13 protein-coding genes and 2 tRNA genes are annotated in these 11,891 nt (G+C 74.8%); 5 read left to right on the top strand and 10 right to left on the bottom strand.

Annotated features, from left to right (window positions below; all coding sequences use genetic code 11):
- Window positions 1-29 precede the first annotated feature (29 nt).
- The 8 genes from rpmG to HBO46_RS02415 all read right to left on the bottom strand — a co-directional run bounded on the left by rpmG (window position 30) and on the right by HBO46_RS02415 (window position 3,896).
- Window positions 30-200, bottom strand: coding sequence for a 50S ribosomal protein L33 (gene rpmG / locus HBO46_RS02450; RefSeq protein WP_153321974.1), 171 nt, complete (start codon window positions 198-200; stop codon window positions 30-32).
- A 45-nt stretch (window positions 201-245) separates the two neighbouring features.
- Window positions 246-322: transfer RNA gene (locus tag HBO46_RS02445), tRNA-Met, on the bottom strand.
- A 53-nt stretch (window positions 323-375) separates the two neighbouring features.
- A tRNA-Thr gene (locus HBO46_RS02440) sits at window positions 376-448 on the bottom strand.
- 53 nt (window positions 449-501) lie between these two features.
- Window positions 502-1,899, bottom strand: coding sequence for an amidase (locus HBO46_RS02435; protein ID WP_166137231.1), 1,398 nt, complete (start codon window positions 1,897-1,899; stop codon window positions 502-504).
- Window positions 1,900-2,076: 177 nt separating this feature from the next.
- Window positions 2,077-2,328 (bottom strand): hypothetical protein, encoded by a 252-nt coding sequence (locus HBO46_RS02430; protein WP_166137234.1) that lies wholly within the window; start codon window positions 2,326-2,328, stop codon window positions 2,077-2,079.
- A gap of 89 nt (window positions 2,329-2,417) precedes the next feature.
- The gene (locus tag HBO46_RS02425) at window positions 2,418-2,786 is read right to left on the bottom strand and encodes a nuclear transport factor 2 family protein (protein WP_166137237.1); all 369 of its coding nucleotides are present in this window, start codon (window positions 2,784-2,786) and stop codon (window positions 2,418-2,420) included.
- A 37-nt stretch (window positions 2,787-2,823) separates the two neighbouring features.
- Window positions 2,824-3,519, bottom strand: a complete 696-nt coding sequence (locus HBO46_RS02420; RefSeq protein WP_166137240.1) for an LrgB family protein — start codon at window positions 3,517-3,519, stop codon at window positions 2,824-2,826.
- Window positions 3,516-3,896, bottom strand: a complete 381-nt coding sequence (locus HBO46_RS02415) for a CidA/LrgA family protein (protein WP_166137243.1) — start codon at window positions 3,894-3,896, stop codon at window positions 3,516-3,518. The genes HBO46_RS02420 and HBO46_RS02415 overlap by 4 nt, the downstream gene beginning before the upstream one ends.
- Before the next feature lie 96 nt (window positions 3,897-3,992).
- On the opposite strand from HBO46_RS02415, the gene HBO46_RS02410 reads away from it, so the two are divergent.
- Entirely contained in the window at window positions 3,993-4,589 is a 597-nt protein-coding gene (locus tag HBO46_RS02410) for a flavin reductase family protein (protein WP_224769339.1), read from the top strand.
- A gap of 4 nt (window positions 4,590-4,593) precedes the next feature.
- Here the strand turns inward: HBO46_RS02410 and HBO46_RS02405 are convergent, their stop codons facing one another.
- Together HBO46_RS02405 and HBO46_RS02400 are read right to left on the bottom strand one after the other, a co-directional pair.
- The gene (locus HBO46_RS02405; protein ID WP_243731669.1) at window positions 4,594-5,196 is read right to left on the bottom strand and encodes a DNA-3-methyladenine glycosylase I; all 603 of its coding nucleotides are present in this window, start codon (window positions 5,194-5,196) and stop codon (window positions 4,594-4,596) included.
- An 8-nt stretch (window positions 5,197-5,204) separates the two neighbouring features.
- Window positions 5,205-6,200 carry a pirin family protein gene (locus tag HBO46_RS02400; RefSeq protein ID WP_224769337.1) on the bottom strand — a complete coding sequence of 332 codons (996 nt, stop codon included), beginning with the start codon at window positions 6,198-6,200 and terminating at the stop codon, window positions 5,205-5,207.
- Window positions 6,201-6,231: 31 nt separating this feature from the next.
- On the opposite strand from HBO46_RS02400, the gene HBO46_RS02395 reads away from it, so the two are divergent.
- The 4 genes from HBO46_RS02395 to HBO46_RS02380 all read left to right on the top strand — a co-directional run bounded on the left by HBO46_RS02395 (window position 6,232) and on the right by HBO46_RS02380 (window position 11,889).
- The gene (locus HBO46_RS02395; protein ID WP_166137246.1) at window positions 6,232-7,002 is read left to right on the top strand and encodes a hypothetical protein; all 771 of its coding nucleotides are present in this window, start codon (window positions 6,232-6,234) and stop codon (window positions 7,000-7,002) included.
- 295 nt (window positions 7,003-7,297) lie between these two features.
- Complete coding sequence (locus HBO46_RS02390) at window positions 7,298-8,248, top strand: phosphodiesterase (RefSeq protein ID WP_166137249.1); 951 nt, start codon at window positions 7,298-7,300, stop codon at window positions 8,246-8,248.
- A gap of 175 nt (window positions 8,249-8,423) precedes the next feature.
- Window positions 8,424-11,291 carry an FAD/NAD(P)-binding protein gene (locus HBO46_RS02385; RefSeq protein WP_166137252.1) on the top strand — a complete coding sequence of 956 codons (2,868 nt, stop codon included), beginning with the start codon at window positions 8,424-8,426 and terminating at the stop codon, window positions 11,289-11,291.
- A 103-nt stretch (window positions 11,292-11,394) separates the two neighbouring features.
- A complete protein-coding gene (locus tag HBO46_RS02380; RefSeq protein WP_166137818.1) occupies window positions 11,395-11,889 on the top strand; it encodes an acyl-CoA thioesterase in 495 nt (164 codons plus the stop codon).
- Window positions 11,890-11,891: the final 2 nt, after the last annotated feature.

Raw genomic sequence — 11,891 nt, 5'->3', positions numbered from 1 at the left:
GGTCGTCGTGGAAGACGTGTGCGCTGTGATCAGCGGGTCTCGCGGTGCGCCGTGTGCGTCCGGCAGCGGGGGCAGAACTTCGCCAGCTCCATGCGGTCGGGGTCGTTGCGGCGGTTCTTCTTGGTGATGTAGTTGCGGTCCTTGCAGTCCACGCACGCGAGCGTGATCTTGGGGCGAACGTCGGAGCTCTTGCTGGCCACGGGAAGTCCTTGTAGGTCGTCGAGAATGCTGCTGCTCGGTGGTCTTGGTAGCGGGGGCGGGACTCGAACCCGCGACACCACGATTATGAGCCGTGTGCTCTAACCACCTGAGCTACCCCGCCACATAGGTCGGGTTGCGCCACCATCGTACGACCGCGGCGCAACCCTCACCTAGAGCCCCTTTACGGAATCGAACCGTAGACCTTCTCCTTACCATGGAGACGCTCTGCCGACTGAGCTAAAGGGGCAACGACAGAGAAGATTACACAGGTCCCTGCGGGACGTGAAATCGAGGGTCCTGTTAAGACAAAACCGCAGGTGGGAGGGCCTCTTCGAGCTCGAGGGCGAGCGCCAGCAGCAGCCCCTCGCGACCCAGTCCGGCCCCGATCATCATGCCCTGGGGCAGGCCGGCGGAGGTGGTCGCGAGCGGGAGGGAGACCGCCGGGTCGCCGGTCACGTTGTGCCACGGGGTGAACGCCACCCAGTCGAGCAGCCGGCCCATCACCACGTCGTAGTCCTGGGTGGGGTCCAGGTGGCCCACGAGCGGCGTCGGCGTGGCCACGACGGGCGACAGCGCGACGTCGTACTGCTCGTGGAAGCGGCGCGAGAGCTCCCGGGTGGCGCGCAGGCGCCGGATCGCCCCGGGCAGGCGGTGCAGGTGGCCGCGCAGGTGCCGCTCCAGGCCGAGGGTGAGGTTGTCCAGGCGGGTGGGGTCCCACTGGCGTCCGTGCGTCAGCCGGCCGGTGCGCACGATGGCGGCGGCGAGCATCGCCCAGTACAGGACGAAGTCGTCGGGGAAGGTCGGCGGCGCCGGGACGGCCGCCTCCTCGACGTGGTGGCCGAGGTCGGCGAGCAGCTTCGCCGTCTGCCGCGTGAGATCCGCCACCTCCGGATCCGCGTCGCGGGCCACGCCGGTGGTGTGGACCGCGACCCGCAGCCGGCGGCGCACGGGACGCGTGATGTCACCGATGGGCGGGAGCTCGAGGGAGCGGTAGACCTTCTCGGTCTCGCGGTACACGGCAGCGGTGTCGCGCACCGAGCGGGTCAGCACGCCGTCGGCGACGATGCGGATGGGCATCTGGCGGTTCAGCCGCTCGCTGGGCAGCCGGCCGCGGCTCGGCTTGAGCCCGACCAGGCCGTTGACCGAGGCCGGGATGCGGATCGAGCCACCGCCGTCGTTGGCGTGCGCGAGCGGCACCGCGCCCGCGGCCACCAGGGCTGCGGAGCCGGCCGAGGAGGCGCCGGCGACGTGGTCGGTGGACCACGGCGAGCGCACCGGTCCCTGCCGGGGATGCTCGGCGGCGGCGCTGAAGCCGTACTCCGACATCCTGGTCTTGCCCAGCGGCAGCAGCCCCGTCGCCAGCAGCGCCCGCGCGACGTCGCCGTCGGCGGTGGCGGGCGCCCCGGTGAACGCGTCGGCGCCGTGCTGGGTGGGCATGCCGGCCACGTCGATGTTGTCCTTGAGGAACGTCGGCACGCCCGCGAAGAACCCGCCACGGGGCTCTCGCGCCTCGGCGCGCGCCCGGTCGTACGCGGCGTACGCCACCGCTCCGAGGGGCGCATCGACCGCCTCGGTGCGCGCGATGGCCGCCTCCACCACCTCGGGCACCGACACCCGCCTCGCCTGGATTGCGGCGGTCAGCCCGACCGCGTCGAGGTCACCCAGGGCGTCATCAGAGAAGGCGTGGACCCGCGTCATGGGGCCCAACTTAGGGGGACGCCGGGCGGGCGGGTCCCGGGCGGGCGGGGGCGACGCGGCGGCCAGCTGTCACGCGGGGGTTTGTCGACGCTCCACACGCGTTGTACGGCGGGGAAGCGTCGACACCACGGTGGAAGTGGGGACGGCGCCACCACTGGCCCCGACTCGGCGAATGGGTCAGCGGCGGCGGTGGGCCTCGAGGTGGAGGCCCCAGGAGACACCGGCGGCGACCACGCCGACGAGCAGGAGTGCGAGGCCGATCGTGAAGCATGCCCACCCGATGCCGAGCGGGCCGCCGGGGTCGGTCACCATCCACAGTCCGGCGAACACGAGCACCGCTCCGGGCACGATCGCGGCGATGGGCGGCCCGGGAGGGTCGTCCGGCGTCGCGGCGCAGGTCGGCTGCGGGGTCTCGGCAGGCGTGGTCACACCAGCAGGGTCCCACGTCGGGCGCGCCCGCTGAGGGCGATCGGCCGACCCGGTCCCAGGTCACAGCAGCCCGGCGAACCGGGAACCCGTCAGGCGGGGCGCGCCGCAGCCGGTGGCGCCTGCGCGACGTCGGTCCACACCTCGGTCATCCGCGAGATCCGGCCGTCCCGGGACGTGGCGAAGCTCGCGACCTCGAAGTGCAGCAGCCGCTCCTCGGCGTACCCCGTCACGTGGCAACGGGCGGCGGCCCGGTCGCCCTCGCCGACCAGGTCCTCGACGAGCAGCCGGTCGAAGCCCGGGTACTCGGCGTTGAGCCGCACCCACGACTCCCGGTCGAAGGTCTCCCCGGTGTGCACGTAGCGGCACTCGAAGTCGTCGCTGAGCAGCGGGACCAACTCCGGCCACCGGCGGGCGTCGATGAGCCGGCACAGCCGGGCCAGCAGGTCGGGGGCGTCCATGCCGGCCAGCCTCGCACGCCGCGGCGTCGCCGCGCCCTCAGAGCAGGAACGCCGCCAGCACCGGGAGCGCCAGGCTGGTGGCCAGGGCGGTGAGCCCCATCGAGAGCCCGGCGAACGCGCCCTCGGTCTCGTTCTCGGCAAGGGCGCGCGAGGTGCCGATGCCGTGGGAGACAGCGCCGAGCGCCAGACCACGGGCCCGGCGCTCGCGCACCCGGGCCAGCGTCAGCACCGCCGGACCGAGCACGGCGCCGACGATGCCGATCAGGATCGCCAGCACGGCGGTGAGCGGCGCGATCGCGCCGAGGCTCTCCGACAGCGCGATCGAGACCGGCGTGGTGGCCGCCTTCGGCGCCATCGTCCGCTCGAGCAGTTCGCCGCCGCCGAGCGCCCGGACCAGCAGGACGCCGGTCGTCACCGAGACCACGACGCCCACCGGGATCGCCACCAGCAACGGCAGCACGAAGCCGCGCAGGCGCGACAGCTGCCGGTGCAGCGGTACGGCGAGGGCCACGGTCGCCGGCCCGAGCAGGAAGACCAGCACCTGGGTGCCGTCCAGGTACGTCGCGTAGTCGATGTCCAGCGCGGTGATCGCCAAGGCGACCGTGATGATCGCGACCAGCGCCGGCTGGGCGAGCGCGTGGCCTGCGGTGCGGTCGCGCACCTCGCGGCCCAGGCGGTACGCCGCGAGCGTGAGCAGCAGCAGGAAGACCGGCGACTCCAGGACCTCCCTCACGGCCCGGCCTCCACAGTCCCCGCGGCCCCCTCGGCCGGGTGGTCGCGGGTCAGCAACCGCGCGGTCCACCCCACCGCCAGAAGTCCGACGAGCCAGGAGCCGAGCATCGCGACGGTGATCGGCAGCGCGTCCTCACGGATCACCGCGACGTAGGCGACCACCCCGACGCCGGCGGGCACGAACAGCAGCTGGAGGTGGCGCAGCAGCCCGTCCGCGGCGCGCACCACCGTCGCGTCGTCGCCGGACCGACGCAGGACCAGCAGCGCCAGGAGCACCGCCATCCCGACGACCGGTCCCGGCACGGGCAGGTCGGTGAGGCGGACGACGACCTCCCCCACCAGCTGGCAGCCCAGCAGCCACATCAGTCCGTTCACCATCGCCGCCCATCCAAGCACGGGCCGAGCACGGGCCAGGACGGCGCCGCTCCGGCGCCACGACGCCCCGGGGCCGCCCGGCGCGCCTACGGTGGGGCCGTGCCCTCCCCTTCCGCGCGACGCGTCCTGGACCCTGCCTCCCCCGACGTCGACGCCTACCGGTGGCTGACCGACCTCATCGTGCCCCGCCCGATCGCCTGGGTCTCGACGCTGTCGGCCGACGGCATCGGCAACCTCGCGCCGCACTCGTTCTTCACCGTCGCCTGCGCGCAGCCGCCGATCGTCCAGTTCACCTCGGTGGGCGACAAGGACACGCTGCGCAACGTGCGCGCCACCGGCGAGTTCGTGGTCAACCTGGTCAGCCGGCCGCTGCTCGAGGCGGCCAACGCCAGCAGCGCGTCGTACCCCCGCGACGTGGACGAGGCCGACGAGCTCGAGATCGCCACCGAGCCCAGCGAGCGCGTCGCCCCGCCCCGGGTGGTCGCCTCCCCCGCCTCGATCGAGTGCGTGCTGCACTCCACCCTCGGCCTCGGCGACTCCACCGTGGTGCTCGGCCGGGTCGTGCGGATCACCGTGCGCGAGGACGTGCTCGTCGATGACCGGCCCGCGATCGCGCTGCTCGAGCCGCTGTCGCGTCTCGGTGGCTCGCAGTGGGGCCTGCCGCCGGAGCCGGTGCAGGTACGCCGCCCGCGCTGAGCGCTCAGCCGAGGTGCGCGCGACCGCGCCGGTGGCAGCCGACCAGGTGCGGGTCGAAGATCCCGATCGCCTCCATCAGCGCGTGCATGGTGGTCGGGCCGACGAACACGAAGCCGCGCCGCTTGAGCTCCTTCGACAGCGCCAGCGACTCCGGCGAGGTGGTGGCGACCTCCTCGACCGTGGCCGGCGCCGGGGGCCGCTGCGGGGCGAAGGAGGCGATGAGCGCGGGCAATCCCTCCTGCTCGCGCAGCGCGACGGTGGCGCGCGCGTTGAGGATCGCGGCGTCGATCTTGCGGCGGTTGCGCACGATGCTGGCGTCGCCCATCAGCCGGACCACGTCGGCCTCCCCGAAGGCGGCGACCGCGTCGGCGTCGAAGTCGCAGAACGCCGCCCGGAACGCCGGGCGCTTGGCCAGGATCGTCGACCACGACAGCCCCGACTGGAACGCCTCGAGCGTCAGCCGCTCGAGGTGGGCGGCCTCGCCGTGCACCGGCCGGCCCCACTCGGTGTCGTGGTAGTCGCGCATCGTCCCCGGGCCCCCTGCCCACGGACAGCGCGCGAGACCGTCCTCACCGATGACGGGCCCGGTCCCCGGGCCCGCAGGCAGGGCCACGCTCAGCCCCGCTCGCGCAGCCGCGCGTTGGGCAGCGGCGGCGCCGGGATCGGGGGCAGGCGGTCACCGACGACCACGCCGAAGCGCCCGGGTCGCACCCGCTGGGCGTCCGTGACGACGCCGTCGCCCGCCCGCACCTGCGCCTGCCACTCCTCGCGGTGGGCGACGACCTCCTCGTGGGAGCGGCCGACGAAGTTCCACCACATCACGATCCGCTCGCCGATCGGCGTGCCGCCGATCAGCAGCAGGCGGGTCGGGGCGTCGCCGGCCAGGAGGACCAGCCGGTCGCGCCCGGTGGGCACGTGCGCGAGCTCGCCGCGCTCGACCTCGTGGTCGTCGACCCGCACCGCGCCGGTGTCGACGAGGACGCCGTGCTCGAAGGCGGGGTCGACATCGAGCTCGAGCCGGGTGCCCGGGCTGAGGAGGAGCTCGGCGCCGAGCAGCGGCGTGAACGTCGGCACCGGCGAGGTCGAGCCGAGCAGCGAGCCCAGGAACACCCGCGCCTCGTGGCCCTCGCCGCGCACCGGCTGCGGGACGTGGTGGACGAACCCGGGATCGGTGTCGCGGTGCTCGGCGGGCAGCGCGACCCACAGCTGCGCACCGTGCAGGGTGCCGGTCGCCGCCGTGGAGACCTCGGAGTGGCTGATGCCGCGACCCGAGGTCATCAAGTTGAGCTCGCCGGGGCGCACCATCGCGTGGTTCCCGGCGCTGTCGCGGTGCTCGATTTCGCCGGTGAACAGCCAGCTCACCGTCTGCAGCCCGGTGTGCGGGTGCGGCGCGACCTTCATCCCGCCGTTCACCGCGACGTCGTCGGGGCCGTAGTGGTCCAGGAAGCACCAGGCGCCGATCAGTGATCGGCTGCGCGAGGGCAGGGTGCGCCGCACGCGCATGGCGCGCGGGCCGCCGAGCGGCACGTCGCGCGGGGCGAGCACCTCGATCGTCGCCTCACCGGTGCTGGTGCAGGTCACCAGGTCGGGGTCGCGTTCGGGGTTGGTCACCGGGCCATCGTGGCACGGCTACCGTGGACCGGTGCTCGAACGCGTGCCCGCCGCCCTGGAGTCCCTGCTCGACGTCCCCGCGACCGCCGCACCGGCAGTGCTGGACGACCCGCTCGCCCGCTCGCTGCTCGTCAGCGACGTCGACCTGCCGTCGGTGTCGGTCGAGGCGGTCGGCCCGCCGGTCACCGTGGTGCTCACCGGCGGCGCCGGGCAGGTGACGGGCCCGGCGGCGTACTGCACGCGGGTGGGGCTGGCGCTGAGCGCCCTGGTCGTCACCCTGCGCGACCTCGGCGACCTGGCCGGCAACGCGCGCCGGGTGGTCGCGGCCGTGGACGCCGCCCGGGCCGAGGGTGCGCTCGCCGAGGACGCCACCGTGCAGGTGGTGCTGCCGGCCGAGGACCCGACGTACGCCTGGCTGGCGGCGGCCGACGAGGTCGCCGGTGCCGAGCTGGGCCTGCGGTTGTCGCTCGGTGGAGCGGGCCGTCCCCCGGTCGCGCCCGCCACGCTCGCCGCCTGGATCGACGCCGCGCTGGACCGGGAGACGCCCTTCGCGGTGGCCGGTGCCGGCACGGCGTTCGGCGACACCGGGCGGGGCGTGCTCGGGCTGCTCCGCGCGACCCTGGCCGCCTTCGACGGCGCGCCGCGCGACGAGGTCGTCGGGCTGCTCGGGGAGTCGGCGCCCGACGAGCTGGACCTCGACGAGCTGGCCCGCGCCCGCCGGTGGTGCACGTCGGTGGAGTCCGCCGACCTCAGCGCCGTGCGCGAGGACCTGCGCGGGCTCGGGCTGATCGACCGGGCCTGAGGCGACCTCGAGGCCCCGACCCGGGCCGCCGCCGCTGCGTGAGCGGGACGGCAAGCACCACGGTGGCGGCGTCCGGACACCGCGCGCCGGCCAGCAGGGCGGGCCCACCGGGGCCGGCACCTGGTGGCGGACTCCACACGTGGGCACAGCCGTGACGCTAGGCGCCCGGACCGACGCCACGGTGAACGCGCGGTGTCCGTCGACCGGCGGGTGGTCGACGGAGGGGTCGGTCCGATGTCGGGGAAGTCACCCGAAAGTGGGACGCGCTCCGCACCCCCGCCCGTAGCCTGCGCGGATGCAGCTCGGCCAGTACCCCACCCCCACGCACACGGTCGCGCACCTGAGCGACCCCCACCTGCTCACCGAGGGCCTGCACCAGTACGGCGTGATCGACACCGAGGCCGGGCTCTCCCGCGCCCTGGAGCACCTGCGCCGCCTCGACCCGGTCCCCCAGGCGCTGGTGTTCACCGGCGACCTCGCCGACCGAGGGGACCCCGCGGCGTACGCCCGGCTGCGCGAGCTGGTCGAGCCGGTCGCCGCGGACCTGGTCGGACCCGGCGGGCGCGGCGCCGAGGTGGTCTGGGTGATGGGCAACCACGACGAGCGCGCGGCGTACTCCCACGGCCTCTACGACGCCGAGTCCACCGCTCCCCAGGACCGGGTGCACGACGTGGCCGGGCTGCGGGTGGTCGCGCTGGACACGAGCGTGCCCGGCTACCACCACGGCGACCTGACCGAGGAGCAGCTGGACTGGCTGGCCGAGGTGCTGGCCACCCCGGCCGAGCACGGCACCCTCCTCGCCCTGCACCACCCACCGATCCCGGTCCCGATGATCGAGGCGGCGGCGATCATCGAGCTCGCCGACCAGCACCGGCTGGCCGAGGTGATCGCCGGCACCGACGTGCGCGGCATCCTCGGCGGCCACCTGCACTTCACGACGTTCTCCACCTTCGCCGGCGTCCCGGTCTCGGTGGCCTCGGCCAGCTGCTACACCCTCGATCCCGCCCCGGTCGGGCGGTTCATCTCCGGCATCGACGGCAACCAGGCCTTCACGATGGTGCACGTGTACGCCGACCGCCTGGTGCAGAGCGTCGTCCCGCTCGCCGACGCACCCGAGGTCACCGGCTACGCCGCCGACGCCGCCGAGCAGCTCGCGGCGCTCACCCACGAGGAGCGCCGCGAGCTGCTCTCGCGCAAGGACTCGCCGTTCAACGCCACGTGGGAGGACCACACCTCCCCGGCGTGAGGCTCTCCTCGCAGGGTCGGCGGCCCGGACCGAGGCCCTGTCGGCCGCGTCGTCGCGGTGCCACACTGCCGGAATGAGGCAGGAGACACGGTCGCAACGATGCCGCGCACCGGGACGCCTCCGGCTAATCTGTTCAATGTCTTCCAGATTTATCGACTAGAACGGAATACGTGACATGGCTGAGCCCCGTCGCCCCCGCGCCCACCGACCCACCGTCGCGATCGTGGGCGCCGGTGCCGCCGGGTCGCTCGTCGCCCTCCATCTCACCCGCACCGCCGCCCGGCGCAGCACCGGCGTCGACATCGTGCTGATCGACCCCGCCGACCACCGCGCCCGCGGCGTCGCCTTCGGCACGACCGACGACCAGCACCTGCTCAACGTCCCCGCCTCCGGCATGACCGCGCTCCCCGAGGACCCCGGCCACTTCGTGGCCTGGCGCCACCGCGAGGACCCGGACGCGCACACCGACCCCTACGACTTCGCCCCGCGCCGGCAGTGGTCGCGCTACCTGGACGAGACCCTCGAGGAGGCGCTGCGCGGCGCGCTGGGCGAGGTCGGCGTACGCCACGTGCGCAAGCAGGTCGTCGGCGTGCGCCGCACCGACACGGGGGTCGCGCTGCGCACCGCCGACGGCGCGGAGGTCACCGCCGACGCCGCGGTCGTCGCCCCCGGGCTGCCCGCGGCCGGCCACTCCTGGGCGCCGCCGTCCCTGGCCGCGTCGGCGTTCTTCGTCCCCGACCCGTGGGCGCCCGGCGCGCTCGACGTCGTACGCCGCGACCGCGCCGGACTGGCCGACGTGCTGCTCGTCGGCGCCGGGCTGACCATGGTCGACGTCGCGTTCTCCCTCACCGACGACCGCAACCGTGCCGACCGGGTCGTGCATGCGATCTCGCGCACCGGCCGGCTGCCCCGTCCGCACGCGCCCCGCCCGCTGCTCGCGGCGATCCCCGACATCTCCGACTGGGGCAGCACCCTCGACGAGGTGCGCGTCGAGGTCGAACGCCACGTCGCCGAGGTCGCCGCCACCGCCGGCGACTGGCGCCCGGCGATCGACGGCCTGCGCTTCCGGGTGCAGGAGCTGTGGAGCCGGTTCAGCGACGAGGACAAGCTGCGCTTCCTCGCCGAGGACGCCGGACGCTGGAACATCCACCGCCACCGGATGGCGCCCAGCAGCACCACCCGGATCGCCGGCCTGCGCGAGGACGGACGCCTGCAGGTCGCCGCCGCGCGGGTCGTCGACGCCGAGCCGCTGCCCGCCGGCGGGCTGCGGGTGGCGCTCTCCGACGGCACCTCCCGCGAGGTCGGCTGGGTGGTCAACTGCACCGGGCCGCAGACCGACCTGCGCCTGCTGGGCAACCCGGTCATCGACGACCTGCTGCGTGAGCGCGGGGGCGCGTCGCTGGCCACCGCCGACGTCGGCGGGCTCGGCGTGCGCACCCGTGAGGGCCGGCTGCTCGCCTCCGACGGCGAGGCCGACGCCCCGCTGTGGACGCTCGGCGCGCTGCGTCGCGGCGAGCTGTGGGAGACCACGGCGGTGCCCGAGATCCGGGTGCAGGCGGCCGCGATCGCCCGCGACGTGCTCGACGCCGTCGCCCCGCTCCCCCGCCGGCTCGCCGACGGGCGCCTGGTCGGCGGGCACCACCCGGTCGCCCGCCCCCGCGACCCGCTGGGCCTGCCGCTGTCGACCACCACCGAGGCCGCCGCGGCGTACAACGCGGGGCTGGAGCGCGTCATGCGCCTGCAGGACGGCGCCGAGGCGCTGCTGCGCCGGGCCACCGAGCTCGACCCCGGGTTCGCGCTGGGCCACGCGGCGCTGGCGATGCTCGGCCACGAGGCCGGCGCCGACGCCGACGTGAAGGCGTCGCTGGAGGCCGCCCGCAAGGCGGTGCGCCAGCGCGGCGACGAGCGCGAGCGCAGCCTCGTTGACGTCGTCGGGCTGCGCGTCAAGGACGTGCGGCGCACCGGCGCCGAGGCGCTGATGAACCACATCGCCGCGCACCCCCGCGACGTGCTCGCGGTCTCCGCAGCCGTCCCGACCATCGCGTTCTCCGGTGTCACCGACGTCCAGCAGGAGGCGTGGGACCTCGTTGAGGGCCTCGCCCCGGCGTACGGCGACCACTGGTGGTACATCTCCCTGCTCGCCTTCACCCGCCAGGACCAGGGGCGCTTCGAGGAGGCCGGGCTGCTCGCGGAGTCGGCACTGTCGTGCGAGCCGTCCTCGGGGCACGCCGTGCACGCGCAGACCCACGTGCTCTACGAGACCGGCCAGCACGAGCCCGGCCGGGTGTGGCTGGACCACTGGGTGGCCGAGAGCGGCCGCGGCGCCAGCCACCGGGCGCACTTCTCCTGGCACGCGGCCCTGCACGAGCTCGCGATCGGCGACACCGAGGCGGTCCGGCGCCGCTACTACTCCCAGCTCGCGCCGCCGGACGTCTGCGGCGTCCGGGCGCTGATCGACTCCGCCTCCTTGCTGTGGCGCTGGCGGGTGACCACCACCGACTGGGACGGCGCGGTGGCCGACGCGCTGCCGGGCGCGCCCGCGGTGTTCTCCGGGGAGACCGCGCCGCCACCGGTCGAGCCGGTGCTGGCCGCTGTCGACGCCGCCCTGCTGACCCGTCCGCAGACCCCCTTCGTCGCCCTGCACGCGGCCATCGGCCTGGCCGCCGCCGGCGAGACCGCTCGGCTCGACGCGCTCGCACGCCAGTGCCGGCGCTCCTCCGACGCGATCCTGCGCGGCACAGTCGCCACCGTCTGCGACGCCCTCGGCGCCGCCGCGGAGGCGCAGTGGGGCCGGGCCGCCCAGCTCATCGAGGACGTGCTGCCCACGCTGGTCCGCGTCGGCGGCTCCGCCGCGCAGCGCGAGGTGGTCGAGGAGACGCTGCTGCTCTGCCTGGTCAACGACGGCCGCGCCGCCGACGCGGCCCGGATCCTCAACGCGCGCCTGGACCGCCGCCCCTCGCCGCTGGACCTGCGCCGCCAGGTCTCGCTGCAGCCCGTGCGTCACCCCGAGGCCGCGGCGTCCCTGCCTGGCGTGCCCAGCTGAGGCCGGGCAGCGGGTGCCGCGACGCGGCAGCAGGTCCCCGAGCAATTGCTAGGTTGGGGCTGCCGCGCGGCGCCCGTCCGCGCCGTACGACCAGGAGCGCCCCATCACCACGCCGACCACCAGTCCGACCAGCACGCCGGCCCTGCACTCGCTGACCTTCCGGCTCAGCTATGCCGACACCGACCCGGCGGGGATCCTCTACTTCGCGGCCTGGTTCCCGTGGATGGAGCGGGTCCAAAGCGAGTGGTTCCTGCTCAACGGCCTGCGCCAGGACCGGCTCAAGGACGAGCACGGCTTCTGGACCGTCACCTGCCACACCGAGTGCGACTACCTCGTCGCGGTCGGGCTCTTCGAGGAGATCCGGGTCGAGCTGCGGCTGGGCCGGGTCGGCGGCGGCAGCTTCGACATGGTGCACCAGATGGTGCGCACCAGCGACGGCGTCGTGGTGGCGCGCGCGCTCATCACGATCGTGACCGTCACCCCCGAGGGATCGGCCCGCGCGATCCCGCCGCTGCTGCGCGAGCACCTGGACAGCTGGGCGCGCGGGGTGCCGCTCGCCGAGCTGGCCCCGGCAACGGCAGGACAGGGGCCCGGCTGAGC

The sequence above is a fragment of the Nocardioides ochotonae genome, assembly GCF_011420305.2.
Taxonomy (GTDB): domain Bacteria; phylum Actinomycetota; class Actinomycetes; order Propionibacteriales; family Nocardioidaceae; genus Nocardioides; species Nocardioides ochotonae.
This window is presented reverse-complemented; position numbering and strand designations above follow the sequence as displayed.

Bases quoted from the DNA above. Each gene is read 5' to 3' on its own strand.
- HBO46_RS02435 (WP_166137231.1), bottom strand. From the start codon at position 1,899: ATGACGCGGGTCCACGCCTTCTCTGATGACGCCCTGGGTGACCTCGAC.
- HBO46_RS02425 (WP_166137237.1), bottom strand. From the start codon at position 2,786: ATGGACGCCCCCGACCTGCTGGCCCGGCTGTGCCGGCTCATCGACGCC.
- HBO46_RS02415 (WP_166137243.1), bottom strand. From the start codon at position 3,896: ATGGTGAACGGACTGATGTGGCTGCTGGGCTGCCAGCTGGTGGGGGAG.
- HBO46_RS02390 (WP_166137249.1), top strand. From the start codon at position 7,298: ATGCAGCTCGGCCAGTACCCCACCCCCACGCACACGGTCGCGCACCTG.
- HBO46_RS02385 (WP_166137252.1), top strand. From the start codon at position 8,424: ATGGCTGAGCCCCGTCGCCCCCGCGCCCACCGACCCACCGTCGCGATC.